The following is a 25,726-nucleotide window of genomic DNA, read 5'->3' as shown; positions in this document are numbered from 1 at the left end:
CCTCAGTGCAGGATCATGCGGTCTTCGACACACCCCAGAAGAACGGCAGCGGTCCCTTGGTGACACCGGAGACGTTCTTGCGCCACGCGGTGTAGGTCAGGAAGAAGCCGGTCGGCGCGTAGACGACGTCATCCATCGCCGCCTTGTTGAGACGGCCGATCGCGGCCTTCTCTTCGTCGAGGTTCTTGGCGTCGAACCAGGACGTGACCTCCTTTTCCGTGCCGGCGCTGGTCGGCCAGCCGAACCAGGCCTTGTCGCCATTGGCACGAATGGCGGTGTAGGGCGCGGGATTGATGCAGTCCGCGCCTGCGTGCCAGGTGTGGAACATGTTCCAGCCGCCCTGTCCCGGCGGCGTCTTCTGTGCGCGGCGCGAGCCGACCGTGCCCCAATCCGTCGCCACGAAGTCGACATTCATGCCGAGCTTCTTCAACAGATCGGCCGTCACGTCGCCCATCGCCTTGGTGATCGGCTGGTCTTGCGCGACGAGACACGTCACCGGCTGGCCGGAATAGCCGCTCTCCGCAAGGAGCTTCTTGGCTGCATCGAGATCCCGCTTGCCCTTCAGAACCTCGCCACCCACCTCGGTGTAAAGAGGCGTATCGGGCGTGAAGAAGCCGGGCAGCGGCTTCCACAGCGAATCGTCGTCGCCAACGAGCGCGCGCATATAGTCTTCCTGGCTCATCGCCATCAGCACGGCGCGCCGCGCGCGCACGTCGTTGAAGGGCGGGTACAGGAAATTCATGCGGAACGAGCCGATATTGCCGAGCGGATCGCCGATATCGACATTGATGTTCTTGTTCTTCTTCAGCACCGGAACGAGATCGGCTATCGGGTTCTCCCACCAGTCGATCTCGCCATTCTGCAACGCCGCCGCCGCGGTCGCCGGATCCGGCATGATCACCCACTCGATGCGATCGAGCAGGATCTGCTTGCCACCCGCGAGCCAGGACGACTTCTCCTGCCGGGGTGCATAGTCGGCGAATTTTTCGAACACTGCTTTCGCGCCCGGCACCCATTCGCCCGCGACGAACTTCATCGGGCCGGAGCCGATATAATCCGAAATCTGCTTGAACGGATCGGTCTGCGCGATGCGCTCCGGCATGATGAAGGCGCAAGGCGAATTGTTCTTGGCGAGCGCGTAGAGCATCTTCGGAAAGGGCTGCTTCAGGACCCATTTGAAGGTGCGGTCGTCGACGGCCGTGAGCTCTTGCTGGATCGCCTTGAGCATCAGGCCCATGGGATCGCGGGCAGACCAGCGGGTAAGGCTCGCGACGACGTCCTTGCTCCGCACCGGCTCGCCGTCATGGAATTTAAGACCCGAGCGCAGCTTGAACGTCCAGGTCATGCCGTCGTCGGTCACTTCCTCGGATTCGACCATCTGGCGTTGCGGCTGGAACGAGGAATCGATGCCGTAGAGCGTGTCCCAGACCATCGCGGCCGCATTGCGCACGACATATTGCGTACCCCAGATCGGGTCGAAATTGGCGAGATTGGCCTGCGGCACGAAACGCAGGGTACGGGCTGCCGCGCCTTGCGCGATCGCCGGGGCCGAGAGGCCACCGGTCAACGCCAGACCGCTTGCGCCGGCCAGTCCCTTCAATACCATCCTGCGATCCATAAAGTCCTCCAGTAAAGCCGTGATGCCAGCCGTTCATTGGCCAAAGGCAGGTGAAACAGAGCCCATTGGCCTGCAAATGGTATGCCAGCAACCGTTCCTTGGCAGCGGGCTATTGGCGACTTGCGGCTGTCGCTGCGCAGCAGCGCGGACGGCGATCTTCATCGCGCCGGGTGCGCGATCACAGCAGTTTTGCTCCGAAATTCCGCTCCGGATCCATGTCCGCCAGGAGCCGACCGGTCGGCTTCGCCGCCTCGCCGCCGCTGCGCGCCAGGAATTGGCCACTGCCGGCGCTGGCGAGACATTTGCCGCCGTCGACGATCAGCCGGGCGCGCGACAGCACGGATACCGGCCAGCCCCTGAGCTTGCGGCCGGCGAACGGCGTGTAGCCGGCGAGATCGTGCATCATCTCGTCGGCGATCACGGTCTCGCGGTTGGGATCCCAGATCGCGATATCGGCATCGGCGCCAACGGCGATCGAGCCCTTGCGCGGATGCAGATTGTAGATCTTTGCCGGCGCCGTCGCGGTCAACTCGACGAATTTTTCGAGACCGAGCCTGCCCTTCGAGACCATCGCGTCGAACAGCAGCGGCAGCCGTAGCTCCAATCCCGGAAGGCCGTTGGCGACCTGCTTGAAGTTCGGATTGGGGCCGGCGCGCAGCTTGCCGGTCTCATCAAAACGATAGGGCGCGTGATCCGACGAGATGGTCTGGAGATCGCCGAGCGACAATGCCTGCCACAGCGCTTCCTGGTCGGAATGTGTGCGCGGCGGCGGACTGCACATCCACTTCGCGCCTTCCGCGCCGGGCTTGTCGAGATCGCTAGCGGTGAGGAACAGATATTGTGGGCAAGTCTCGGCAAACACCTTCAGCCCCTGCCCCCGCGAGTCGCGGATCACCTTGGCGCCTTCAGCGGTCGAGACATGGAAGATCATGATCGGCTGGTCGATCAGCGCCGCCATGCCGATCAGCCGGGTGAAAGCTTCCGCCTCCGACACGCGGGCGTGGCTGACGGCGTGGTATTTCGGCATGGTGTAGCCACGCGCGAGCAGACGCTTCACCATCCAGGCGATGATGCCGTGGTTCTCCGCGTGCGCACACAGCATTGCGCCGGACTGGCGCGCGGCGAGGAGGATGTCGAGCAGCGGCTCGTCGTCGACCTTGAGCCGGTCATAGGTCATGAAGATCTTGATCGAGGCATGGCCCTGGTTCACCAGTGCGGGAATGTGCTCTTCGACCGTCTCTCTGGTCGCATCCGCAATGATCATGTGAAAGGCGTAGTCGATCACGGCGCCCTTCCTGGCGAGTGCGTGATAATCCTCCACCACCTGCGGCAGCTTCATGCCGACATGCTGCGCTGCGAACGGAATCACCGTGGTGGTGCCGCCAAAGGCCGCCGATACGGTCGCGCTCTCGAACGTATCGGCATTCATGATGCCGGCTGCGGAGAGCTGCTCGATATGGGCGTGGCTGTCGACGCCACCAGGCAGCACCAACTTGCCGCGCGCATCGATCTCGCGCTTGGCCGGTGGCAGACCACGACCGATGGCCGCAATGGTCTCGCCGGAGATGGCAACGTCGGCCTCGAACACGTCTGTTGTTGTGGCGACGCGCCCGCCGCGGATGATGAGGTCGTAGGTGGGTTCGGTCATGAGGCACTCCATAGTTGATCGCCAGCTTGCGAGAAGGCCGTCCGCATCACGTCTCAGGCGGCGGCACTGCACCGGTGCGGCTGGTGATCAGGCCGTAATGCTCAATGCGGCGATGCCTGGCGAAGTCGAAGATCGTGGTCTTGCCGAAGGTCGTGGCGTCGAGGTCGCAGGCGTGGACCAGAACCTCGTCTTCATCGGTCTTTGCTTCGGCAACGATCTCGCCATTGGGATCGACGATCAGGCTGCCGCCGAACAGGGCATGCCCATCCTCGACGCCGGCCTTGGCGACCGCAACCACCCAGGTCGCATTCTGATAGGCGCCGGCCTGCACGGAGAGGCGGTTGTGGAACAGGCGCTTCTCGACGCCCTCTTCGCTCCTCTCCGCATTCACCGACGGCGTGTTGTAGCCGATCAGCACCATCTCGACGCCCTGCAAGCCCATGACGCGATAGGTCTCGGGCCAGCGGCGATCGTTGCAGATGGCCATGCCGATGATGCCACCGAGCGCGCGCCAGACGTTGAAGCCGAGATCGCCCGGCTCGAAATAGCGCTTCTCCAGGTGCTGATGCGAGCGGTGGGATTCGTATTCGACATGGCCGGGCAGATGGACCTTGCGATATTTGCCGACGATCCTGCCGGATTTGTCGGTGAGGATCGCGGTGTTGAAGTGGTGACCGTCGGGCGTCAGCTCGGCATAGCCGAAATTCATCGCGATTCCGCGCTGCGCCGCGCGCTCGAACAGCGGCATGGTCGCCGCATTCGGCATCTCGCGCTCGAACCAGCTGTCAAACTCGGCTCGGTCCTCCACATACCAGCGCGGGAAGAACGTCGTCAGCGCCAGCTCGGGATAGACGATGAGATCGGCGCCTCTTCTCTTGGCTTCGTCCATCAGCGCGATCATGCGCTTGACCACGGCCTCGCGGCTGTCGGCCCTCTGAATCGGGCCCATCTGGGCGGCTGCAACTGTGACGATACGCATCAGCGATGTCCTGACTTCTTGACGACTTTTTTTGGCGAGGCTGGCGATCGCAGCTTCAAGGGCGGGTCTGCGCGCGCAGCATAGCGTGGCCGAACGGCGCTTTGCCAGCCAAGCAGCTTTCATGCCGTCCGTTCCCCCCATTCGGCTCCTTGCCGCCACGCCACAGTAAACCCTCGGGCGCGGAGATGATGCTCCACGTCCAGAAGATGTGCGCTCGCCTCCATCTCAGCCGACCGCACTGCCCGCGTAATGAGCACATGAGCATAGGGATAGACGTGCAGCGCACCTCGGATTTCCGGGTTAATTTGCGACTTTCGCCGCGCGGCAATCGAAGGAATTGAGCTGTCTGGCTAATTTACAGGCGTTTGAATGGCAGTACCGGATCGTCGGATGCCTATGAGCTATGCACGGAGGTCAGTTCAGCTCAGCGCAGCATCCACCGCAGCCGCGGCTCGTGACCATGGCGCCAGACGCGACAAATCCGAATTTCGGTAAAGCGGAATATTTTGAGTGTATGGCTTGACGCGACAAAAGAGGGGCGCCTACGAGCTGCAAACTTTCGAACGACAACATCATGATACAAAACGTCAACTCGCGGCGCTGCCGGAACTCTGGCCTTCGCTTCCCGTTGATGATCTAAGCGTAGCCCTCGCACGCGATCGCGTGCGTTTCCCCCGGAGTTTCACCGATGGCCTCAGCCGACCGGCCGGCGACGCGGCTCGCCACGCGCCTCTCGTTCCTGGTCGCCGGATTCGGCCTTGCGTGCTGGGCGCCGCTGGTTCCGTTCGCGAAGGCGCGGCTCGCGGTCGACGACGCCGTCCTCGGCCTGCTGCTGCTCAGCCTCGGCATCGGCTCGGTCGTGGCGATGCTCGCGACCGGCATTTTGAGCGCGCGTTACGGCACCAAGCCGATCATCATCGCCGGCGGGATCGGCCTTGCGCTGATGTTGCCGCTGCTGGTCGTCGCCGGCACGCCGGTAGCGTTGGCACTGTCGCTGCTCGCATTCGGAGCTGCGCTGGGCTCCATCGATGTCGCCATGAACATCCACGCCGTCGAGGTCGAACGCGCGGCAGGACAGCCGCTGATGTCGGGCTTTCATGCGCTGTTCAGCATTGGCGGATTTGCCGGATCGGCGGCGATGACGGCGCTGCTGTCGCTGCATCTTGGACCGCTCTGGAGCGCGCTGATCTGTTCCGTCCTGATGCTGATCGCGATGGCGATGACTTGGCCACGCCTGCTGCGCAGGACACAGGCGCAGGAGGGACCGCTATTCGTGCTGCCGCACGGCATCGTGCTGTTGCTGGCGCTGCTGGCCGCCGTCACCTTCCTGATCGAAGGCGCGATGCTGGACTGGGGTGCCCTGCTCGTCATCGGCGCAGGCCTCGTCAGCGAGGCTCGCGGTGGGATCGGCTACATCGTGTTCTCGATTGCGATGACCGTCGGCCGGCTCGGCGGCGACGCTGTCGTCGCGCGGATCGGCGATCGCGCGACACTGATCGGGGGAAGCCTGCTTGCGGTCGCGGGCCTTGCGGTGCTGCTGCTCGCGCCGAGCGCGGCCATTGCCATCGCCGGTTTCCTGCTGATCGGCCTTGGCGCCTCGAACCTCGTGCCGGTGCTGTTCCGTGGTGCGGCCAGGCAGACCGCCATGCCCACCGGGCTTGCGGTGGCGTCGATCACCACCGCCGGCTATGCCGGTGTGCTGGTTGGCCCTGCCGGCATCGGCTTTGTCGCCCATGCCATCGGATTGCCGGCGGCATTCTGGATGCTCGCCGCGCTGATGTGCATCGTCACGCTGTCGGCGCGGGCCGTGACCAGAAAAATATAGCGCGTCATGCGCCTTTGCTTGCAAACGTTGCCCGCAAGCGCCGCCAGCCGATCACGATGCCGGTGACGGAGAACGCCAGGCCGAGCGCGCAAAGCCCGACGATCAGGCCGTCGCGCAGGCGCGGATACGCCATGAGGATGGGGACGTCCAGCGTATGCAGCGCGCTGTAGGCCCAGCGATAGACGCGCCGCGAAGCATCGAGCCTTTGCAGAATGCTGCCGTCAGCGCCGTCGACGTCAAACCAGAGATCGCCGCAGCGCGAGCGATAGACGGGAGCGCCGGGAACGCTGGACCGGGCCGGATAGGCGTCGTCATCAGCAACAACCGACACCGCGCCGCAGCCTCGCGCAAGGCGCGTCGTCAAGCGGAGGACCTCCTGCTCATCCAGGAACGTCTTCTGCCGATCGCGGTCTGCCTCGCCCGCTTCGGCCAAGGTCTGGCGGCCAAGATCAGTCCGATCGCGCCGAAAGACATTCGCGTTGACAGCGAACCATTCGACTTCGCGGGCAGAAATCGACAGCGGCCGCTGATCGAGCGATGAAGCCGTGCGCCAGTCCGGTACAGCATTCGTTATGGCCGCCTCAGCCGCGGTCAATTGCCCGCGCGAAAACAGCCGGCCGTGATCCATGGAAAGCCAGCCGCTGAAGATCCAGGTCAGCACGAAGACGGTCGAAACGAGACCGATGATGTGGTGCAGGGCGTGCCAGCCGCGATAGGGCGACGAGATCCGACCCCGGACCTTGATCCTGATGACACCGAGCAGCGCCCCAAGCGCCGCCACGATCAGGGCCACCAGCGAGAGATTCGAAACCACCCGGTCCCACAGCACCCAGTTGCTCCTGAGAACCGTTGGATAGATCCAGTGCACGACGCTGCCGACCCAATTCCAGCCGCGCTCGCTACGCGTCGTGTCCAGCACGACCTCGCCGGTGCGCGACGAGACATAGATCTCCGTCCCGGCCGCGTCGTTAAGAGCGATGCGAAATAGCGGCCGGTGGCGATCGAACCCGTTGGGGACACTCCATTGATCGTAATCGGCGCGCGCAATGATCGCAGCGTGTGCGGCATCGAGCCCGCGTCGGCGGGCATGGTCCTGTGCAATGGCGAGTGCGACATCGGGAAATTCCACCGAGGCGTCGGCTCCGTCTGACGCATGGACCGCCCGAACCCGTGACGGTCCCGAGACGACATAGACCGGCCCGTCGCTGCGCTGGATCAGGCGAATGCGCGTAGCGTCCGTGATCCCGCTTGCGGCGACCGCGTCGGCAACCGGAATGATCGATGCCCCCTCCACCGGCGCCAGACCGGTGAAGCGTTCCGCCTCCGTCAGTGCGGGAAACGGAACGAAGTGCATCACGATGCCGCTTGCGAACCACATCGCGAACATCAGGCAGAACGCGATGCCGAGCCAGCGGTGCAGAAGCACGATCACACCGGTCATGCGATCCCCCTACCATTTGAACGCGGCGGCGATCTCGTAGGTCCGGGGCGCACCGAGCAGGATCTGGTCGGGATAGAACGGGTCGCCCCAGATCGCGTAGCGCTTGTCGGTGACGTTGCGCACGCGAAAGGTCAGTCGGGCCTGGTCGACGGCATTGAAAACCGTCTTGGGAATGTCGACGAAGGCGTAAACGTCGCCGACGGTATAGGCATTCATGGTCACCGTGTTGGCGTCGCTGTTGGTACGATCGCCGACATGACGGCCGGTGATGCCGACCTCGACCGGCCATGGCGTGAAGAAGCGCCAGGACGCGCCGGCATTGGCGACGATGCGCGGCACGTTCGGTGGCCTATTGCCCGAGAACGAGCCGCCGGTGAAATCATAGTCGGCATAACGCGCATCGACATAGGCGATGTTGCCCCAGAGACGCAAAGGCGCGATGGGGCGGATCGATCCGGCAAGCTCGACGCCCTTGGATTCCTGCCGCCCCGCAATGTTGAGCGTCTGGCCGCCGGCGGCGGCATAGACGTTCTTGCGCAGGATATCGTAGGCCGAGAACGACCACTCCGCCCTGTTGTCCCAGAGCACATGCTTGACGCCGGTCTCGTAGGTGCGTGCGGTGGTCAGATCGAGCGGCTGGGTCGGCCCGAGCAGGAAGATGTTGTTGGCCGAGACGTCTGCGCCGGTGGCGTACTGGCTGAAGAAGGTCAGGCCGGGAATGGCCTCCCAGGTATAGCCGATGCGCCCCGTGACGGGCGCCCAGGATTTCGCAAACGGGAATCCCGCGTTCTCCAGCCCGTTGACGTCGGTCGAGTTGCGGTCGAGCCCGATATGTTCGACGCGCAGGCCGCCGATCAGAGCGAATGTCCGCGTCAGCTTCAGCCGGTCCTCGAACGACAGCGCCTCGTTGTCGATCCGCGCGGTCTGCTGCCTGGTCGTGAGCAGGCCGTAGAAGCCACGGTCGGGATCGACAAGATCGACGGAATCGCCGGGGAAATTCGCCGCGCCCGGCCGGACGAAATCGAGATAGCTCGACGAAAAGGTCGTGACGAGACGATTTTCGAGGCCCGCGATATCGGCATCCCACGTCAGGTCGGTGATATTGCCGACCAGACGCTGGCTGTGCGCGACATAGAAGCGGCTGCGATCGACCGTATTCGTCGTTGTGTTGAACGCCTCAACCTCGTTGTTGAGCCAGGAGCGCTCCGCACCGTAGGCATAGGCCTGACTCTTCAAGGTGAGGTCGGGCGCGAGCCTCAGCTCGAAGCCACCGCGGAGCCACACCTCCTGAGCCACGTTGCGGTTGTCCAGAACGTTGTAGTTGGTGTCGAAGGTACGATCGTCGATGGTAACAGGGCCGAGATTGGTTCCGTTGAAGTTCGAGATATAAGTGCCCGAGACGATGCCTGCCGTCGCATGCGAGCCGCTGAAGGCCACCGGCACCAGCGGCGTGCCCCAATAGGCCCGTCCGCGATCCTCCCGATATTCGATCGCGCCCCAAACCTTGAGGCTGTCCGAGATGCGGTAGTTGAGCTGGCCAGACACATCGAACGTCCTGGTGCTGGTATCGTCGGCAAAGCCGTTAAGCGTGGAGCGGCTGATATCGAAGCGGTAGTCCAGCCCCTGCACATTGGTGCTGCCGCCCGAGCCGTAATGCGCGCGGAACGAGTTCAGCGAGTCCCAGGCGAAGTCCGCTTCGTTCCGGATTGGCCCCATGTGCGGCTGCTTGGTAACGAAGTTGATCGCTCCGCCGGCGGCGCCCTCGCCCGAGATCAGCGAGGCCGGGCCTTTGACGATTTCCATGGCTTCGAGATTGGCGGTGTCCATGATCCGCGAGGTCATGTTCTGCGGGCCGATCTTGATGCCGTTGTAGAGCGTGTTGATCTGGCTGTTGGTGAAGCCGCGCATCGAGAAGGCTGAAGGCTCGGCGGGATTGTCGCCGGCGGTGACGCCGACCGCGCCTTGCGCGACATCGGAGACGGTGCGGTAGCCCTGCTCGCGCATGGTCTCGGCGGAGATGACTTCGACCGTTGCGGGTGTCTGTCGCACCGTCAGGCCGAGGCGCGAGGCGCTTTCGGCAACCGCATCGCTGTTGAGCGGCGTCGGCGCCGCATTGTTCGTCACGACCGGTTTTGGCGCGACCTCCGCCGCGGCAGGCTTGCGCGCTGTCGCGCGGCGGGTGCCTGCCGCGTCCCGGGCGGCCAACCTTGCCTGTTTGCGGGATTGCGGGGGCGACACCTCCACAGCCGGCAGCGTTTCGCGGGCCCGCTGCGCCAAAGCGGCTGGCATATCGACAAACGCAAAAGATGTGAGAGCGGCGGACGCCAGCAAAATGCGGCGTGGTCGTACAATACGGCTGGCAAACACGGTCCTGGACCTCGGAGTGACGTCAGTGGCACGTCACCGCGAACCAAGGTCCCATCATCAGGCACTAAGCCCTCCGATGAAGCCGAATGCCTGTACTCCCCGACCGACATCTTCGCGTGTGACCACGGCTGACGGCAGGTCTCCTGGCTCGCGGGTCGTGACCGCTTCGTCGCCTTCCCGGGACCGAGGACCCAGTGGCTTTAAAGACGAAGGATTCACCGCTTACAGTTGCGGGGGCAGCTACGGCATTGGGGACAACGTCCCCGCACCGCATTCCCTTTTCATCCCCTCTCGGGGAAACCGTCGCCTGCATCTAGGATTACGACCAAGACGGAGTCAATGTGCAAGACGCGGCGATATTGCCACAGCCACCAACTTCCCCGGAGAGTGACATGGAAGGTGCGACCTTCCTCTGGCTGATCCGACATGCGCCCGTCGACGGCGTCAAAGGGACGATCCACGCGGCCGATGCAGCGGCGGACCTGACCGATCGCGCGCAACTGGAGGCGCTGCGGTCGCGCTTGCCGCGCGACGCTGCGAGCTATGCGAGCCCTGCGCGGCGCACGATCGAGACGGCGCGCGCGCTGGGGCTCGAACCAGAACTAATGCACGAGTTTGCCGAGCAGGATTTCGGTGACTGGACCGGCCGGCAGCATGACGAGCTCGCCAGCAGCGGTGGCGAGGCCTACGCGCAATTCTGGCGCGACCCTGCGCACCAGAGACCACCGGGCGGCGAGAGCTTTGCGGATCAGGTCGCACGCGTCCGGCTGGGACTGTCGCGGATCGGAGCCGGATCAGCAACGCTCGTCGTGCATTCCGGCACGATCCGCGCCGCGCTGTGCATCGCGCTCGACCTGACGCCGGATGCCGCCTTGCGCTTCGTGATCGATCCGCTGTCGCTCACGAGGATCGACCGGCTCGCGACCGGCTGGCGGGTCGTGTCGGTCAATCAGCGGATCAGCTAGCCCTGTCAGGCACGTTGGCCTGCGCGAAGGTCGCCATGTCATTGTGGAGCGCGCAGGCGAAGCGCACCAGCGGCAGCGCGATCGCGGCGCCAGAACCTTCGCCGAGCCTGAGATCGAGGCTGATCAAGGGCTGCACGTTCAGCGCACGCAGCACCAGCCGATGCCCCTGCTCCGCCGATTGATGCGACGGCAGCAGGAATGGCTGGCACGACGGGTTCAGTCGCAGCGCCGCGAGCGCCGCGACCGAGACGATGAAACCGTCGATCAGCACGGGAATGCGCGCCTGCGCAGCCGCGATGATCGCGCCTGATATCGCCGCGATCTCGAGGCCGCCGACGGCGCACAGGATGTTTTCGGGCGAAGCGCTCGCCACACCGTGGCGCGCGATTGCCGCCTCGATCACGCCCACCTTGCGCGCACGGCCGGCCGCATCGACGCCGGTACCACTGCCCGCGATCTCCTCGGCACTGATGCCGAGCAGGCTCGCAGCAATCGCCGCAGACGCCGTGGTGTTACCGATGCCCATTTCGCCGAAGATCAGCAGGTCAGGCTGATGGGCCTTCGCCCGCGCTACGGCGCGCTGGCCGGCCTCGAACGCAAAGGCCAGCTCCGCCGGCGTGAGCGCAGGCTCAACGCTGAAATCGCGCGTGCCGTGGCGCGGCTTGTCCGTGACGATATCAGGCATCGCTTCCTCGGCCAGCGTGCCGGCATCGACGACCTCGAGCGTCGAACCGAGCTCGCGCGCCAGCACCGAGATCGCTGCACCTCCAGACGCAAAATTCGCCATCATCGCGATCGTTACAACCTGCGGATAGGCCGACACGCCCTGCGCGACGACGCCGTGATCGCCGGCGAAGATGATGATCGGCACGCGCGCGGCGCGCGGGCGTTCGGTCGCCTGCAGGCCGGCAAGCTCGATCGCGAGCTGCTCGAGCCGGCCGAGCGCACCGGTCGGCTTTGTCAGTTGTGCCTGCCGCGCGATCGCCGCTTCGCGGTGGTCGGCGGAGATTTCGGGGCATTTCTGGGTAACCCATTCAGGGAGCATGCTGCCTCGCTTATGGCCTGCGCTTGAGAATGTAACTGTCCATGATCCAGCCGTGCCGCTCGCGCGCGTCCTGCCGCGCGGCGACGATGCGCGGGCCGACCTCAGTCAGCGCGCCGGACAGGATGATCTGGTCGGCCATGGCGAGATAGGCGCCCCACCAGATCTGAAGGCCTTCAGGATCCAGCGACTGGAACGCCGTGCCGCCGTCGAGCATCACGACGACCGTGTCGACGCCTTCAGGCCAGCCGCCTTCGCGCAAGCGGCGTCCGGTCGTCACCAGGAACGGCTCGCCGATATCGTTGAGCGGCAGCGCATGCGCCGCGCACAGCGCCTGGATCGAGGTGATGCCGGGCACGACCTCGATCTCAGGCAAGGGATCGAGCCGGCGCGCGATGCGCAGCGAGGAGTCATAGAGCGAGGGATCACCCCAGATCAGCAGCGCGACCTTGCCGTCTGCGCCCAGATGATCGGCAATCGTCTGCGACCAGGTCGCCGCGACCGCGTCGTGCCAATCGTCGACGCCCTTGCGGTAATCGGCTTCGCGGGCGTCGCGCACGGGAAGATCGAATTCGGCGATGCGCGTGGTGTCGTTGGTGAGGACATCGGCGCAAATCGTCCGCCTGAGATCGGCGAGGTCGGATTTTGCGGCGCCCTTGCGCGGGATCAGGATCAGGTCTGCGGTGTTGATCGCGCCAATTGCCGCGCGCGTGAGCTGGTCGGGATCGCCGCAGCCGATGCCGATCAGGGAGAGGGTCATCATGACGATCCGCCCTCCGCCAGCGCGCCGAACAGGATGACGGCGGCCGTCGAGGCCGCACCGCCGCGCGCCAGCTGATCGGCCAGCTCGACAACAGTGGTGCGGACCAGACGCTCGTCAGCGCGGCCGAGCGATTCCGCGAACAGCGCCGGCGTGCTCGGCGAGAGGCCATGCTCGATCAATTTTGCGACCAGCGCCGGAAAGGTTCTCCGGCCCATATAGACCACCGTCGTCGCATCCGGATCGGCAAGCGCCACCCAGTTCAAATTGGGCGGCAACTCGCCGGTGACATCGGCACCGGTCACGAATTGGACCCGGCGCGAGGTGTGGCGACGCGTCAGCGGAATGCCGGCATGTGCGGCGGCGACGCAGGCCGAGGTGACGCCGGGAACGATCTCATAGCCGATGCCGGCCTCGCGCAGCGTCTCGATCTCCTCCTCGAGCCGGCCAAAGATGCCGGCATCGCCCGACTTCAGCCGCACGACGCGGACGCCCGTCGCCGCATAGTCGACCAGCAGGCGGTTGACATGATGCTGCTTTGTCGATGGCCGCCCTGCCCGCTTCCCCACCGCGACGAGGTTGGCCCCGGGCCGCGCCAGATCGAGGATCGCGCCGGAGGCGAGATCGTCATAGAGCACGACATCAGCCTCGCGCAGCCGCGCAGCACCCTTGAGCGTGAGCAATTCAGGATCGCCGGGGCCGGCGGAGACGAAGGAGACAAAGCCGCTCACCGGTCCTCCGCGATCAGGTGAAAGAAGGTGCCGGTGGCGTGGCGGCGCCGCGAGCCGGTCTCGGCGATGACGGCACCGGTCGCATCGTGCACGACCGCCAGCGGCGTGTCGGGCTGGGCGAGAATGGTCGAATAGTGAAACTCATGGCCGCGCAGCCGCGCGCCAACCTTGTGCCCCGGCATCGGCGCCGCAAGCGCGGCAAGACGATAGCCAAGATGCATGCGGCGCTTGGCAAAGCTCGTCTCGAGGCCGAGCAGGCCTGTCATCTCATGCCTGATACCATCGGCGTCAGTCAAGGCAGCTCCCAGCACCATATACCCGCCGCATTCGCCATGCACCGGCCGCGTCTCGGCGAAGGCGCGCAGGCCGCTGCGGAAGCGCGTGTTCGCGGCGATCTTGCCGGCGTGAAGCTCGGGATAGCCGCCGGGGAGCCAGCACACATCGGCGCTCGCGTCGGGCGCTTCATCTGCGAGCGGCGAGAAGGTCGATATCTCCGCGCCGGCCGCGCGCCAGGCTTCCAGCATATGCGGATAGACGAAGGAGAACGCCGCATCGCGGGCGAGCGCGATGCGTTGGCCGGGCGGCGTCACGTTCAAGCCGTTCACGACCGGCTGCGGCGACCAGCTTGCGGCCGATTGCAGCACCGCATCGAGATCGACATGCTCCGAGACAAAGCGCGCGGCTTCGTCGATCAGTTTTCCGATCTCCGCCTGCTCCTCGGCCTGCACAAGGCCGAGATGCCGCTTCGGCAGGCTGATCTCGGCATGGCGCGGCAATGCGCCGAACACGGCAATCCCGGCCTCGCTCATCGCACGTCGCACGAGGTCTTCATGGCGCGGGCTGGCGATGCGATTGAGCACGACGCCCGCAAGGCGCACGCCGGCGCGATAATCGCGCAGGCCAGTTGCGATCGCCGCCGCTGTCTGCGCCTGTCCGGAGGGGTCGATCACCAGAACCACCGGCCAGCCCAGCATCTCCGCGATGTCGGCGGTCGCACCGGTGCCGGAGACACCGCGCGCGGCGACCCCGTCGAACAGGCCCATCGAGCCCTCGGCGAGCACGACATCCGCGTCCGCGCCGCGGCTGATCAGATGTGAGATCGTCGCGCTGTCCATCGCCCAGCTATCGACGTTGACCGAAGCGCGGCCCGTAGCGGCGGCATGGAAGGCGGGATCAATATAGTCAGGGCCGCTCTTGAGGCATTGCACGTTCAGGCCACGATGACGCCAGGCACGCGCGAGCGCCAGCGTCAGCGTGGTCTTGCCGACGCCGGAGGCTGGTGCGGAGATGACGAGGGCAGCTGCCATCACGACGCCTCCGGAAAGCGCGGCTCGGCGCCAACGGGCCGATAGCGGCGGTCGTAGTCGGCGGCATAAAGCCGGCTCTCGTCGAAATCCGCCGCGCCAAGCGTCTTGCCGACCAGGATCAGCGCGGTGCGCTCCATCTCGGCGCCGAGCGCGGCATCGAGCGTCGCCAGCGTGGCGCGGACAATGCGCTGGTCCGGCCAGCTGGCGCGCCGGACGATCGCGACCGGGCAGTCCGCGCCGTAATGCGGGGTGAGCTCGGCAACGACCTTGTCGAGCAGATGGATCGACAGATGGATGGCGAGCACGGCGCCGGTGGCGGCGAAGGCCGCGAGATTTTCGCTCTCGGGCATCGCGCTGGCGCGGCCCGGCGTGCGCGTCAGCACGACCGACTGGGCGAGACCGGGCAGCGTCAGCTCGGCTTCCAACGCGGCAGCGGCTGCGGAGAAGGACGGAACGCCCGGCGTGACAGTAAAGGGAATGCCGAGCGCGCGCAGGCGGCGCAGCTGCTCGCCCATCGCCGACCAGATCGAGAGATCGCCGGAATGCAGCCGCGCGACATCCTTGCCTGCGGCATGGGCCGCGGCAATCTCGGCGATGATCTCGTCGAGCGACAGCGGCGCCGTGTTGACGATCCGCGCGCCTGGAGGGCAATGCGCCAGCACCCCCTCTGGCACCAGCGAGCCCGCATAGAGGCAAACCGGACAGGCCGCGATCAAATCGCGCCCGCGCAGGGTGAGCAGATCGGGCGCGCCCGGCCCGGCGCCGATGAAGTGCACCGTCATGGGCCGTCTCCCTCGGCGATTGCAGCGGTCGCCGTGCGATCCTGCGAGACCGCGCGCGCTGCGATCAGCCGCGCGCGAGGGCCGGCGGCCGCAAGGGCAGCGGCTTCGGCGACCGAGCCCGTGCCGAACCTTTCGGTGATCCGCTGCGACTGCGTCGGCGTCGCGATGCCCGCCAGCGTCTCGGCGGGTACCGATTTGATCGGAACGCCACACTCGCGCGCGAGCTGCTTCAGCGGCTCCGCATCCGCCTTGTCGCTCACGGTCGCGACCGCAGCCAGCCCTGCGGACCCGCCGGCTGCCAGCAGCGCCTCGCGCAAAGAGGCCAGCGTCACATCCTGTTTGAATCCAAGCCCGGCGACCTTCATCGGACCGTACTCCATTGCACCACCGGCCGCGTCGCCTCCCACGCGTGGTAACGGCCGAGGGGAGCGGCATGCGCGATCTCGACCCGCATCAACTCTCCGCCATGCTGTTGATGCAGCTGGCCGAGCAGCGCTTCCGTCTCCAACGTCACGGCATGGGCGACGAACCGCGTGCCGGGCGCAATCCGCGACCAGACAGCTTCGAACATCGAGATGTCGAAGCCGCCCCCGACGAATACAGCATCCGGCCCGTCCAGCGCGGCGAGCGCGTCGGGCGCGGTGCCCGCAACAACGGTGATCTTATGTTCCACCCCGAACGCTTCCGCATTGCTGCGGATGTTGGCGGCACGATCCTCGCGCGTTTCGACGGCAATCGCTGACCCACCCCCCAATGCCCATTCTACCGAGATCGACCCCGAACCCGCACCGATGTCCCACAACCTCCTGCCAGGGCATGGACCGAGTGCCGAGAGCGCCAAGGCGCGCATCGGCCGCTTGGTGATCTGACCATCGTGAGCAAAGAGAACATCCGGGAGTCCCGAACTGCGAGAGAGACCGTACGCCCCTCTTGCCTCCAGCGCCACAGCAACCAGGCGTCCGGCGGAAACGCGCGTATAGGTCTCCGCGTGATACTTGCCGACCTTTTCATGGGGTCCGCCAAGCGCGGCGAGCGTCCAGAATGGCGAGACACCCCATCCGCGCTCCGTCAGCCATCTCGCGAGATCAACGGCGGCCTTGCCGTCTCGCACGAGACAGATGATCCGCGCGCCATCCGCCAGATGGGGTACAAGCCGTTCAAACGGCGCGGCATGAAGGCCGAGGCAAACGGTGGATTCGAGCCGCCAGCCCAACCGCGCCGCGGCGAGCGAGAAGGTCGATGGCACGGGATGCGCGATCCACTCATTGGCATTGAGCTTCTCGGCGAGGCCAGCGCCAGCGCCGTACCAGAAGGGATCGCCGGATGCCAGCACTGCCGTCGGCCGGCCACGGCAGCTCAGCACGATGTCAGCATCGAACGGTACCGGCCAGGCACGGCCGCGGCTGCCGACGTCGGCAAGCGCAAGATGGCGCTCGCCGCCGAACACGGTTTCGGCCTTGGCCAACGCCTTTCGGCTTGCTTCCGACAGCCCGGCAAGGCCATCTTCGCCGATACCGATGATGGTCAGCCAGGGACTCGCCAAAGGATCAACCATGATGCGCGCCCTTATTCTGGGCGGAATTGCCGATGCGAGCCTGCTCGCCGCCGAGATCGCGCGCGCAGGGATCGATGCGCTGTATTCCTATGGTGGGCGCACCAGAACCCCGGCCGATCAACCGCTGCCGACCCGCATCGGCGGCTTTGGCGGCGTGAGCGGTCTTGCTGATTACATCAGCCGCGAACGTATCACGCATGTGATCGACGCGACGCATCCCTTCGCGGCCGAGATGAGCCGCCATGCCATCGCCGCGTGCGCGGCGACCGGCACGCCGCTGATCGCGCTGGAGCGTGCCCCCTGGGCGAAAGCGCCTGATGATATTTGGATTGAAGTGGTTGACGTCAACGCAGCAGTCGCTGCGCTGCCCGAAGCACGGGCCAACGTGTTCCTGGCCATCGGCCGCCAGCACATCGCGCCGTTCGCGGCGAAGCCGCAGCATGCCTACACGCTGCGGTTCGTCGATCCGCCCGACGTGCCCCTGCCCTTCGCCGCCGATGTGATCGTCTCGCGCGGACCCTTCACGATTGACGGCGAGGCGGAGATGATGCGCACGCGCGGCATCGCCTCGATCGTCGCCCGCAATTCCGGCGGCGCCGGCGCCCGTGCCAAGATCGACGCGGCCCGCATGCTCGGCCTGCCCGTGATCATGATCTCGCGGCCAAACTTGCCCGAGCGCAAGCGGGTCGAGAGCGTCGCGGAAGTGATGCAGTGGCTTGGTCATCGGACTTGCCTCGGCGCATAGACCCAGCGGCCAACGCGGCGCGTCTGCGAGTTGCCGACGATCACCAGCGTGCGCATGTCGGCCATCTCAGGCGTCGCATCATTCAGCGGCACGGTCACGATCGTCTCGTCAGGAGCGCTGATCGCGCGCGCGAAGATCACAAGGCGCTGCCCGCAGCCCGCTTCCTTCAGCACCGCGAGCGCTCGGCCAAACCCGTCCGGCCGGCTTGCGGAGCGCGGATTATACATCGCAATTGAAAAATCCGCCTCTGCTGCGAGCCGCAGCCGTTTCTCGATCATCGCCCATGGCTTGAGATTGTCGGAGAGATTGATCGCACAGAAGTCGTGACCAAGCGGCGCACCGGCGCGTGCGCTAGCTGCCAGCATCGCGGTGATGCCAGGCAGTACGCGGATCGGCAGGTCCTGATATTGCGGCGCCATTTCGAGCGCCTCGAACACGGCCGAGGCCATGGCGAAGACGCCAGGGTCGCCGGAGGAGACGACGACGACCTGCCCGCCTTCAGCCGCCAGCCGCAGCGCCTCGCTCGCGCGCCGGAGCTCTTCACGATTGTCGGATGGATGCACGGTGAGCCCAGGACGCGGGACGACGCGCGCGACATAGGGCGCGTATCCCAAAATATCGGTCGCGGCGGCAAGCGCGGCGGAAACCTCCGGCGTCACCAGCGCTTCACTGCCCGGGCCAAGGCCCGCGATGGTCAGCGTGCCCGTCATTCGGCGGCGTCCGGAAGCCGGCCCTTGCCGTGCACCAGCACGATCGCGAAGTAAGGACACTCGGTGGCGTCGATCTCAACGAGTCGCGCGACGCGCTCCCCCGGCATGGTGCCGCGCTCGACCAGCCAGGCATCATCCAGCCGCCCGGCGGCCGCGAGCGCGCGCCGCACTTTTGCAAGATTGCGGCCGGTCTTCATGATCACAAGTGCATCGGAATCGCGCATACGGCGTTCAAGCTCGCCTTCCGGAAGCGTGCCCATCAGCACCGTCGTCACGTCGTCGCCGAGGGCGATCGGCTGGCCGACGCCGTTCCAGCAGCCGACCATGCCGGGAATGCCGGCGATCACCTCGATCTCGACGCGGCCTTGCAGGCGCGTGTGCAAATGCATGAACGAGCCGTAGAAGTAGGGATCGCCCTCGCAGAGCACGACGACGTCGACGGCACGCGAAAGCCGTGCCAGGCGTTCGGCCCATTCATCGTAGAAGCCGGAGAGCTGCTGCACGTAATCCGGGCTGTCGAAGGCGATCTCGGTGGTGACAGGATATTCCATGGGATATTCGGTGACGTCGGCAGCGAGCATGCCCTCGACGATGCGCCGCGCCTGGCCGGGCCGCCCCTTCTTGCGGAAATAGGCGACATGCTTCGCCGCCCGCACCATGCGGTCGGCGCGCACGCTCATCAGATCAGGATCGCCGGGGCCGAGACCGCAGCAGATGATGCGTCCCATCGCTACTCGCTCCGGCTTGCCAGCGCATTCACGGCGGCGACCGTGATCGCGGAGCCGCCGAGGCGGCCTTCAACCGTAAGCGCCGGCACCGGCGGATCGGCCATCAACGCGGCCTTCGACTCGGCCGCGCCGACGAAGCCGACGGGACAGCCGATGATCGCCGCGGGACGCGGACAGTCGGGATCCTCGAGCATGTTGAGCAGATGGAACAGCGCCGTCGGCGCATTGCCGATCGCGACAATGGCGCCGTTCAGATGCGGCCGCCACAGCTCCAGCGCCGCAGCCGAGCGCGTGTTGTTCATCGACTTGGCCAATGCTGCGACGGTCTCGTCGCCAAGCGTACAGATCACGGCATTTGCCGCAGGCAATCGCGCACGGGTGATGCCCTCGGACACCATGCGCGCATCGCACAGGATCGGCGCGCCCTTCTGCAGGGCCGCGCGCGCAGCCGTCGCCATGTCAGGCGTGAAGCGGATATGCGCCTCTAGTCCCACCATGCCGGCGGCATGGATCATCCGCACCACGACCTGCTCCTCCTCAGGCGTGAAGCGCGCCAGATCGGCCTCGGCCCGGATGGTCGCAAAGGATTGCCGGTAGATCGCCGCGCCGTCGGTCTCGTAGGTGTGCGGCATCAGTGCCCTCCCATCAGGATGGAGGGATCACGAACGATATCGTCACGATCGAGCCCGCGCAGGACGGGCTCGTCGCGGGTCGAGCCGCCGCGCACGAGATCGAATCCCTTTGCCGTCGCGACCAGCGTGATCGCGGCCGCGCCGGAATGGGCGCAGCCCTTGGTGCAGCCAGAGACGTGAAGCTGCGCGGCCCCGCCGATGTTTGGCGCAAGCGCCGCCGCCAGCCCCCGCGTATCGGCATGGGCCTCGCGGCAGCGCGGCGCGCCGCTGCACGCGATGACGCGCAACGCCGGATCATAGGCTTCGGTGATCAGGCCGGACGCGGTCGGCATGGTCCGCTTGCCTTCGCTCAGGACCATCCGCCACGGTGTCATCCGCAACGCATGCCCGCAAGCAGCGAGCTGATTGAGCGTCGTATGCGGCATCTGCCCGAAGGCGATGCCGACCATGGCGCCTTGCGGATAGAGGCCAGGACGCACTGCTGCCATGATCGGCGCAGGCTCGGCCTCGCCGCGGAGCGCCTCAGGCAATTTTGCGCCGGCCGCAAGGTGCGCTGCCATGCGCCCGCGCCCATCCCTGACGCCTGAGGCGACGAACCAGCGCGCAACAGCAATCGCGGTGCTCACAACCTCCCCACGCGCGACGCTGCGGCCGAGCCGGGCGCCGTCCGCGCGTACCACGAGACCACCTGAAACGTCGCGCTCGATTCGTACGTCGGCGGAATCGCCGGCGAGCACGCGCGAGGTGCCGTCGTCGATGGCGAAGCCGAATTTCGTCGGCAGTTCGAGCATCGAGTCCGCCAGCGCCTCTTCGAACTCGGCGGCGAGCGCCTGGGTCTCGTCGCCGTCGCGCCAGAACGGCGTGACCAGGATGTTGCGCCGGGATTCGGTGCCGGCATCGGGGTCGAGCAACGTCAGTTGCGCAAGACCGTCGAGCAGCGACCGATGGCTGCTCTCGCTGACGCCCCTGATCTGGAGATTGGCGCGGCTGGTGACGTCGATCAGCCCATTGCCGTGGCGCTCGGCGAGATGCGCGAGCCCGGCCGTCTGTGCCGCATCGAGCCGGCCGCCGAACGGGCGCACGCGGACCACGAGCCCGTCGCCCGATTGCATCGGCCGCAGCGCGCCGGGACACCAGCCCTTCACTGACGCCGCGCTCATGACGCCTCCTTCAGCGCCGCCGCGATCGAGTTGCGGCGCGTCCGCCACAGCGAGGCCTCGTGCAGGCGCGTGAAGCAGGTCTCCATCGCGGCAAGCGCCGCCGGATTTTCGCGCGCCATGAAGGCGCGGACATCGGCATCGCCCAGCGTCGCGTCGTAATAGAGATCGAACAGGTGCGGCGGCACCGCGCCGGCCAGATGGGCGAAGGCCGCCATGTGCTCCAACGTCGCCGATATCTCGGCTGCCCCGCGAAACCCGTGGCGCATCATGCCGGCGATCCAGGCCGGATTGGCGGCGCGGGCGCGGACGACGCGGGAGATTTCTTCGGTCAGCGTGCGCGCATGCGGCTCGTCGGGCCGCGTCGTGTCGAGGTGATAGAGCGATGGCCCTGATGCGCCGAGATGCGCGGCAGCAGCGGCGATGCCGGCTTCATGCGCGGCATAATCGGCGGCGAGCAGGAGGTCGGTCTCGGGCAGATCCTGGGCATGCACGAACGCATCGGCCGAGGCGAGCCGCTGCTCGATGCCGGCGCGATCGGGCTTGATTGCACCATCGGCAGAGAACGCCCAGGACGAAGCGGACAGCCAGGCCTCGCCGGCGGCATCGCGCGTCTCAGGCGTGAAGGCATCGGGGATGGCCGAGAGGCCGACGCCGTATTGTCCGGGCCGCGGCGCGAACACACGCGAGGCGCGGTGGCGGTAGGGATTTTCGTCGCCCTCCTCGTCGCGGCTGGCGAGCGCCTCGGAGGCCGCCTCGAACAATTGCGCAAGGCCGGCGAAGACATCGCGGAACAGGCCGGACACGCGCAGCGTCACGTCGATGCGAGGACGGCCGAGTTCGGCCGGCGTGATGATGTCGTAGCCGGTGACGCGGCCGGAGGCGTGATCCCAGCGCGGCGCGAGGCCGGCCAGATGCAGCGCCATCGCGAACTCCTCGCCCGCGGTGCGCATCGTCGCCGAGCCCCAGAGATCGACGACGAGGCCCTTCGGCCAGTCGCCGTGATCCTGCAAATGACGACGCAGCAGCTCTTCGGCGAGCTTGATCCCCTGTGCATGCGCCGCCGGCGTCGGCACCGCGCGGGGATCGACAGCGAACAGATTGCGGCCGGTCGGCAGCACGTCCTGACGCCCGCGATAGGGCGAGCCCGACGGACCCGGCGCCACGCGTCGTCCTGCGAGCGCGGCGCGGAGCGCGTCCCGCTCGGCCTCGCCACAGGCGCCACGGCCGAACACATGCAGGCCGTCGCCGAACTGGCTTTCCTTGAGGTCGCAGACGAAACGATCGATGCGCGGAATGGCTTCTGCCGGCGCGGCCGAGGCATTGATCCCGAGATCGTCTTCGAGGCCGGCCGCACGCGCCTCGTCGCGGATCGCGGCGATCAGGCGCTGGCGTCGGGCGGGGTCGAGACCGTCGGCGGTCGAATATTCGTCGAGCAGGCGTTCGAGTCGGCGCAGCCCTTCCGGCACCGCGGATTGCTCGAGCGGCGGCGGCAGATGGCCGATGGTGACGGCGCCAATGCGCCGCTTGGCCTGCGCGGCCTCGCCGGGATCGTTGACGATGAAGGGATAGATGACGGGCAGATCACCGGTCAGCGCTTCCGGCCAGCACGCCGACGACAGCGCCACCGACTTTCCCGGCAACCATTCCAGCGTGCCATGCGCGCCCATGTGCACGACGGCGTCGATCCCTTGCGCGCGAAGCCAGAGATAGAACGCGACATAGCCATGGCGCGGCGTGCGGGCGAGATCGTGGTAGTCGGCATCGCGCGTGGTCGCGTCGCCACGCTCTGGCTGGACCGCGATGACCGATCGGCCGCATGGGATCGCAGCGAAGTGGAACGCGCCGTCGCGGCAGCTCGGGTCGTTTTCCGGCGCGCCCCAGGCCTGCGCGAGATCGTCCTGCAGGATCTGCGGCAGGCGCGCGAGCGCGGCGCGGTAATCGGCGACGCTCCACGTCAATTTCTGCTTCAGCAACGTCTCGCCGAGTGCATGCACCGACGCAACATCGAAGCCGGCCTGCGCGAGATCGGTCACCAGCGCTTCGACCGAAGCGAGTGCATCGAGACCGACCGCATGCGCGATCTGGTGCGGACGGCCGGGATAGTTCGACAGCACGATGGCCAGCCGCTTCTCGGCGACCGGCGTCTCGGCAAGCGTCCGCCACGCCGCGACGCGGGCGATGACCGCATTCACACGCTCCTCATCCGGCTTGTGAGCCAGATGCGAGAATTGCAGATCGGGATCGCGATGCGCAGCCGATTTGAAACTCACCACGCCGGCGAACAGGCGGCCGTCGACCTCGGGCAACACCACATGCATGGCGAGGTCGCCGGGCGACAGCCCGCGCAGCGATTCCGCCCAGTCCTCGCGGCGCGCCGAGGAGAGCGCGACCTGGAAGACCGGACATGGCGCGGCATCGAACGGCGTGGTGCCGTCGTCGCCCATCGCCGAGAACGCGGTCGCATTGACGATGGCCGCCGGCGGATTTTGCGCGAGATGCGCGCGCAGCCAATCCGCGACGCCCGCCGCCTTCAGCGACGCGACGAAAGCCCCATAAGCATCAAAACCCTTTTCGCGCAGTGCTGCGATCAGCGCATCGACAGGCCCGGTGTCCGCAGCGGTGAGATAGGAGCGGTAGAATATCACGAGTGCGAAGGGCTTCCCCTCGCCCGGCGGCTGCGCAATGACGCCGCGCACGGGATCATAAAAGCCCATCTCGGGCACGTTCATCTCGCCGGTAACAGGCCCGGCATAGAGGCCCGAGGCAAGCGCGAGCTGCGCGATCGCGGCTTGCGCCGCGACGGGACCGCCCGTGTCGCACAGCACCTTGAGCCGGCGCAGCGTCGAGACTGGCAGCGTCGAATAGGCATCCAGCCTGATGTCATCACGGCCATCGGCCGGCAGCACCGCGAGCACGATGCCCCGATCCTTTGCCAGTTGCTGAAGCGCCGCAAGCCCGTACGACCAATAGGACTCACCACCGATCAGCCGCACCAGAATGCCGCGCGCCTGCGACAGCGTGCGCTCGATATAGGTGTCGACCGAGAGCGGATGACGGAGCTCCGCAAGGTTCGCCAGCCGCAGCGGCGGCAGGCGGTCGCGGCCACGCCGCCAGCCCGCCGCAAACGCTGCCAGGTCCGAATCCGAGAACGAGAGCACCACGAGATCGGCCGGGTCCTGGCCGATGTCCCTTGGCGTCGCGGTCTCCTCGAGACCACGGCTCTCGCGGAAGACGACGTGCATCAGACTCCCAATCCCGCCCTGATCGCGGCTTCATCAATATCGCCGTGCTCGCCGATCACGACGAGCTTTGACTGCCTGTGGCCCGCGCCCCAGGGCTTGTCGAACTGGTGGCGCACGCGTTCGCCGACCGCCTGCAGCAGCAGCCGCATCGGCTTGCCCGCAACCGCGATATAGCCCTTGGCGCGCAGCACGTTCTGTTCACGCGCCAGCCTCTGCACGGACGCGACCAGCGCATCGACATCGGCGACCTCAGGAAGATCGATCACGACGGAGGCGAAATCATCGTGCTCGTGCTCCTCCTCGCCGTCATGATGCGAGGGGCGCGCGGCAAGATCGTTCTCGGCGGCAGCGCCGAGGCCGAGGATGACGCGCGCATCGATGGCGCCGTCGGTGATCGGCAGCATCGGCACGCGACGCGGCATCTCCGCGGTGATCGCGGCCTTGGCGGCTTCGATGCCGGCAGCGCCCGCAAGATCGGCCTTGGTCAGCAGCACGATATCGGCGCAGGCGATCTGGTCCTCGAACACTTCGGACAGCGGCGTCTCGTGGTCGAGATTTTCGTCCGCCGCGCGCTGCGCCTCGACCGCATCCGGATCCGGCGCGAACCGGCCGGCCGCGACGGCCTCGGCATCGGCGAGCGCAATCACGCCGTCGACCGTGATGCGCGAGCGGATCTCCGGCCAGTCGAACGCCTTCAAGAGCGGCTTTGGCAGCGCCAGCCCCGAGGTCTCGATCAGGATGTGATCGGGCCGTACGGGGCGCGCCAGCAGCTGCTCCATGGTCGGAATGAAATCGTCAGCGACGGTGCAGCAGATGCAGCCATTGGCGAGCTCGACGATGTTCTCTTCCGGGCAATTCGCATCGGCACAGGATTTCAGGATCTCGCCATCCACGCCCTCGCTGCCGAACTCGTTGACGAGCACGGCGAGCTTCTTGCCGCCCGCATTGCTGAGCAAATGCTGGATCAGGGTGGTCTTGCCGGAGCCGAGAAAACCCGTGACCACGGTCACAGGGACTTTTGCAAGCGAGTTCATTCGGCAGCCTCCGGCAACACGGCGATAGGGGGAATGCGGGCAAGCGACTGCTTGCGGAAGATTTCAGGCCGGCTGCGCCAGGGCACGAGACCATCGGGCGCGGCGGCATAGGCCGCGGCGCCGGCGACGACGTCCTGCGCGTTGGCATCCGTCAGGCGGCCATAGACATAGGACCAGCGCCCGGGCGCGCTGAGTGCGACCGAGCAGCCCTGGCTGCATGCCGACAGGCATTCGACGGGAACCACGGTCACACCCTCGGGCACGCCGGCTTCGAGGATCGCGCCATGCAGGCGCTTGCCGGGCGTGACCTCGCCCTCGCGCAGCGTCTGGCCGGCGCGGCAGGTGATGCAGACATGCAGTGTGACAGTCATCGCCTCTTCCAGAAGTATCAGCGGGAGGCGAAGAGGCCCACGGACCATCCTTGCGAAGGCCCGTTTCCCCGTCGCGGAACACCC

22 protein-coding genes and 1 riboswitch are annotated in these 25,726 nt (G+C 66.5%); of the genes, 3 read left to right on the top strand and 19 right to left on the bottom strand.

What is annotated here, in order from left to right:
* Nucleotides 1-13: 13 nt before the first annotated feature.
* The 3 genes from HYH07_RS12550 to HYH07_RS12540 form a co-directional block, all read right to left on the bottom strand.
* Nucleotides 14-1,618, bottom strand: coding sequence for an ABC transporter substrate-binding protein (locus tag HYH07_RS12550; RefSeq protein ID WP_220002782.1), 1,605 nt, complete (start codon nucleotides 1,616-1,618; stop codon nucleotides 14-16).
* Nucleotides 1,619-1,796: 178 nt separating this feature from the next.
* Nucleotides 1,797-3,266 carry a dihydropyrimidinase gene (gene hydA / locus HYH07_RS12545; protein ID WP_220002781.1) on the bottom strand — a complete coding sequence of 490 codons (1,470 nt, stop codon included), beginning with the start codon at nucleotides 3,264-3,266 and terminating at the stop codon, nucleotides 1,797-1,799.
* 46 nt (nucleotides 3,267-3,312) lie between these two features.
* Nucleotides 3,313-4,245 (bottom strand): N-carbamoyl-D-amino-acid hydrolase, encoded by a 933-nt coding sequence (locus tag HYH07_RS12540; RefSeq protein ID WP_220002780.1) that lies wholly within the window; start codon nucleotides 4,243-4,245, stop codon nucleotides 3,313-3,315.
* Nucleotides 4,246-4,933: 688 nt separating this feature from the next.
* Here HYH07_RS12540 and HYH07_RS12535 point away from each other — a divergent pair.
* The gene (locus tag HYH07_RS12535; RefSeq protein ID WP_220002779.1) at nucleotides 4,934-6,070 is read left to right on the top strand and encodes an MFS transporter; all 1,137 of its coding nucleotides are present in this window, start codon (nucleotides 4,934-4,936) and stop codon (nucleotides 6,068-6,070) included.
* A gap of 4 nt (nucleotides 6,071-6,074) precedes the next feature.
* Here HYH07_RS12535 and HYH07_RS12530 read toward each other — a convergent pair whose 3' ends face one another.
* Nucleotides 6,075-7,511, bottom strand: coding sequence for a PepSY domain-containing protein (locus HYH07_RS12530; RefSeq protein WP_220002778.1), 1,437 nt, complete (start codon nucleotides 7,509-7,511; stop codon nucleotides 6,075-6,077).
* A gap of 9 nt (nucleotides 7,512-7,520) precedes the next feature.
* Nucleotides 7,521-9,878: a TonB-dependent siderophore receptor gene (locus HYH07_RS12525; protein ID WP_220002777.1), complete on the bottom strand. Its 2,358-nt coding sequence runs from the start codon at nucleotides 9,876-9,878 to the stop codon at nucleotides 7,521-7,523.
* 115 nt (nucleotides 9,879-9,993) lie between these two features.
* Nucleotides 9,994-10,198: riboswitch (cobalamin riboswitch) on the bottom strand.
* A gap of 72 nt (nucleotides 10,199-10,270) precedes the next feature.
* Between HYH07_RS12525 and HYH07_RS12520 the strand changes: the two genes are divergently transcribed.
* On the top strand, nucleotides 10,271-10,843 hold the full coding sequence (locus HYH07_RS12520) for a histidine phosphatase family protein (protein ID WP_220002941.1): 573 nt from the start codon (nucleotides 10,271-10,273) through the stop codon (nucleotides 10,841-10,843).
* Here the strand turns inward: HYH07_RS12520 and cobT are convergent.
* From cobT to cbiE, 7 genes are read right to left on the bottom strand one after another with little or no spacing between them, the layout of a single operon-like run.
* Nucleotides 10,836-11,888 carry a nicotinate-nucleotide--dimethylbenzimidazole phosphoribosyltransferase gene (gene cobT / locus HYH07_RS12515; RefSeq protein ID WP_220002776.1) on the bottom strand — a complete coding sequence of 351 codons (1,053 nt, stop codon included), beginning with the start codon at nucleotides 11,886-11,888 and terminating at the stop codon, nucleotides 10,836-10,838. The two genes, HYH07_RS12520 and cobT, sit on opposite strands and share 8 nt — an antisense overlap.
* A gap of 10 nt (nucleotides 11,889-11,898) precedes the next feature.
* A complete protein-coding gene (cobF, locus tag HYH07_RS12510; protein WP_220002775.1) occupies nucleotides 11,899-12,648 on the bottom strand; it encodes a precorrin-6A synthase (deacetylating) in 750 nt (249 codons plus the stop codon).
* Entirely contained in the window at nucleotides 12,645-13,376 is a 732-nt protein-coding gene (cobA, locus tag HYH07_RS12505; RefSeq protein WP_057758861.1) for a uroporphyrinogen-III C-methyltransferase, read from the bottom strand. Before cobA ends, cobF begins: the two co-directional genes overlap by 4 nt.
* Nucleotides 13,373-14,683: a cobyrinate a,c-diamide synthase gene (locus HYH07_RS12500; protein ID WP_220002774.1), complete on the bottom strand. Its 1,311-nt coding sequence runs from the start codon at nucleotides 14,681-14,683 to the stop codon at nucleotides 13,373-13,375. The genes cobA and HYH07_RS12500 overlap by 4 nt, the downstream gene beginning before the upstream one ends.
* The gene (gene cobM / locus HYH07_RS12495) at nucleotides 14,683-15,465 is read right to left on the bottom strand and encodes a precorrin-4 C(11)-methyltransferase (protein WP_220002773.1); all 783 of its coding nucleotides are present in this window, start codon (nucleotides 15,463-15,465) and stop codon (nucleotides 14,683-14,685) included. The genes HYH07_RS12500 and cobM overlap by 1 nt, the downstream gene beginning before the upstream one ends.
* Nucleotides 15,462-15,830 carry a cobalamin biosynthesis protein gene (locus HYH07_RS12490; protein ID WP_220002772.1) on the bottom strand — a complete coding sequence of 123 codons (369 nt, stop codon included), beginning with the start codon at nucleotides 15,828-15,830 and terminating at the stop codon, nucleotides 15,462-15,464. Before HYH07_RS12490 ends, cobM begins: the two co-directional genes overlap by 4 nt.
* Nucleotides 15,827-17,008 carry a precorrin-6y C5,15-methyltransferase (decarboxylating) subunit CbiE gene (cbiE, locus tag HYH07_RS12485; RefSeq protein ID WP_220002940.1) on the bottom strand — a complete coding sequence of 394 codons (1,182 nt, stop codon included), beginning with the start codon at nucleotides 17,006-17,008 and terminating at the stop codon, nucleotides 15,827-15,829. Before cbiE ends, HYH07_RS12490 begins: the two co-directional genes overlap by 4 nt.
* A gap of 10 nt (nucleotides 17,009-17,018) precedes the next feature.
* On the opposite strand from cbiE, the gene HYH07_RS12480 reads away from it, so the two are divergent.
* The gene (locus HYH07_RS12480) at nucleotides 17,019-17,765 is read left to right on the top strand and encodes a cobalt-precorrin-6A reductase (RefSeq protein WP_220002771.1); all 747 of its coding nucleotides are present in this window, start codon (nucleotides 17,019-17,021) and stop codon (nucleotides 17,763-17,765) included.
* On the opposite strand, the gene cobJ is transcribed toward HYH07_RS12480, so the two are convergent.
* The 7 genes from cobJ to HYH07_RS12445 are packed head-to-tail and all read right to left on the bottom strand — an operon-like array spanning nucleotide 17,741 to nucleotide 25,642.
* Nucleotides 17,741-18,475, bottom strand: coding sequence for a precorrin-3B C(17)-methyltransferase (gene cobJ / locus HYH07_RS12475; protein ID WP_220002770.1), 735 nt, complete (start codon nucleotides 18,473-18,475; stop codon nucleotides 17,741-17,743). The genes HYH07_RS12480 and cobJ overlap by 25 nt on opposite strands.
* Nucleotides 18,472-19,203, bottom strand: a complete 732-nt coding sequence (locus HYH07_RS12470) for a precorrin-2 C(20)-methyltransferase (protein ID WP_220002769.1) — start codon at nucleotides 19,201-19,203, stop codon at nucleotides 18,472-18,474. Before HYH07_RS12470 ends, cobJ begins: the two co-directional genes overlap by 4 nt.
* A gap of 2 nt (nucleotides 19,204-19,205) precedes the next feature.
* Entirely contained in the window at nucleotides 19,206-19,835 is a 630-nt protein-coding gene (locus HYH07_RS12465; protein WP_220002768.1) for a precorrin-8X methylmutase, read from the bottom strand.
* On the bottom strand, nucleotides 19,835-20,995 hold the full coding sequence (cobG, locus tag HYH07_RS12460) for a precorrin-3B synthase (protein WP_220002767.1): 1,161 nt from the start codon (nucleotides 20,993-20,995) through the stop codon (nucleotides 19,835-19,837). The genes HYH07_RS12465 and cobG overlap by 1 nt, the downstream gene beginning before the upstream one ends.
* Nucleotides 20,992-24,237 (bottom strand): cobaltochelatase subunit CobN, encoded by a 3,246-nt coding sequence (gene cobN, locus HYH07_RS12455; protein ID WP_220002766.1) that lies wholly within the window; start codon nucleotides 24,235-24,237, stop codon nucleotides 20,992-20,994. The genes cobG and cobN overlap by 4 nt, the downstream gene beginning before the upstream one ends.
* Nucleotides 24,237-25,271: a cobalamin biosynthesis protein CobW gene (gene cobW / locus HYH07_RS12450; RefSeq protein ID WP_220002765.1), complete on the bottom strand. Its 1,035-nt coding sequence runs from the start codon at nucleotides 25,269-25,271 to the stop codon at nucleotides 24,237-24,239. The genes cobN and cobW overlap by 1 nt, the downstream gene beginning before the upstream one ends.
* Nucleotides 25,268-25,642 carry a DUF1636 domain-containing protein gene (locus HYH07_RS12445; protein WP_220002764.1) on the bottom strand — a complete coding sequence of 125 codons (375 nt, stop codon included), beginning with the start codon at nucleotides 25,640-25,642 and terminating at the stop codon, nucleotides 25,268-25,270. The genes cobW and HYH07_RS12445 overlap by 4 nt, the downstream gene beginning before the upstream one ends.
* Nucleotides 25,643-25,726: the final 84 nt, after the last annotated feature.

The organism is Bradyrhizobium sp. BR 10261 (assembly GCF_019455395.1).
Taxonomy (GTDB): Bacteria; Pseudomonadota; Alphaproteobacteria; order Rhizobiales; family Xanthobacteraceae; genus Bradyrhizobium; species Bradyrhizobium manausense.
The sequence above is the reverse complement of the archived record's forward strand: the minus strand, read 5'-3'. Positions and strand labels throughout refer to the sequence as shown.

Bases quoted from the DNA above. Each gene is read 5' to 3' on its own strand.
- HYH07_RS12500 (WP_220002774.1), bottom strand. From the start codon at position 14,683: ATGGCAGCTGCCCTCGTCATCTCCGCACCAGCCTCCGGCGTCGGCAAG.
- hydA (WP_220002781.1), bottom strand. From the start codon at position 3,266: ATGACCGAACCCACCTACGACCTCATCATCCGCGGCGGGCGCGTCGCC.
- cobJ (WP_220002770.1), bottom strand. From the start codon at position 18,475: ATGACGGGCACGCTGACCATCGCGGGCCTTGGCCCGGGCAGTGAAGCG.
- cobF (WP_220002775.1), bottom strand. From the start codon at position 12,648: ATGATGACCCTCTCCCTGATCGGCATCGGCTGCGGCGATCCCGACCAG.
- cobW (WP_220002765.1), bottom strand. From the start codon at position 25,271: ATGAACTCGCTTGCAAAAGTCCCTGTGACCGTGGTCACGGGTTTTCTC.
- HYH07_RS12480 (WP_220002771.1), top strand. From the start codon at position 17,019: ATGATGCGCGCCCTTATTCTGGGCGGAATTGCCGATGCGAGCCTGCTC.
- cobN (WP_220002766.1), bottom strand. From the start codon at position 24,237: ATGCACGTCGTCTTCCGCGAGAGCCGTGGTCTCGAGGAGACCGCGACG.
- cobM (WP_220002773.1), bottom strand. From the start codon at position 15,465: ATGACGGTGCACTTCATCGGCGCCGGGCCGGGCGCGCCCGATCTGCTC.
- HYH07_RS12490 (WP_220002772.1), bottom strand. From the start codon at position 15,830: ATGAAGGTCGCCGGGCTTGGATTCAAACAGGATGTGACGCTGGCCTCT.
- HYH07_RS12465 (WP_220002768.1), bottom strand. From the start codon at position 19,835: ATGCCGCACACCTACGAGACCGACGGCGCGGCGATCTACCGGCAATCC.
- HYH07_RS12530 (WP_220002778.1), bottom strand. From the start codon at position 7,511: ATGACCGGTGTGATCGTGCTTCTGCACCGCTGGCTCGGCATCGCGTTC.
- HYH07_RS12470 (WP_220002769.1), bottom strand. From the start codon at position 19,203: ATGGGACGCATCATCTGCTGCGGTCTCGGCCCCGGCGATCCTGATCTG.
- cobT (WP_220002776.1), bottom strand. From the start codon at position 11,888: ATGCTCCCTGAATGGGTTACCCAGAAATGCCCCGAAATCTCCGCCGAC.
- HYH07_RS12540 (WP_220002780.1), bottom strand. From the start codon at position 4,245: ATGCGTATCGTCACAGTTGCAGCCGCCCAGATGGGCCCGATTCAGAGG.
- HYH07_RS12550 (WP_220002782.1), bottom strand. From the start codon at position 1,618: ATGGATCGCAGGATGGTATTGAAGGGACTGGCCGGCGCAAGCGGTCTG.
- HYH07_RS12520 (WP_220002941.1), top strand. From the start codon at position 10,271: ATGGAAGGTGCGACCTTCCTCTGGCTGATCCGACATGCGCCCGTCGAC.
- cobG (WP_220002767.1), bottom strand. From the start codon at position 20,995: ATGAGCGCGGCGTCAGTGAAGGGCTGGTGTCCCGGCGCGCTGCGGCCG.
- HYH07_RS12535 (WP_220002779.1), top strand. From the start codon at position 4,934: ATGGCCTCAGCCGACCGGCCGGCGACGCGGCTCGCCACGCGCCTCTCG.
- HYH07_RS12445 (WP_220002764.1), bottom strand. From the start codon at position 25,642: ATGACTGTCACACTGCATGTCTGCATCACCTGCCGCGCCGGCCAGACG.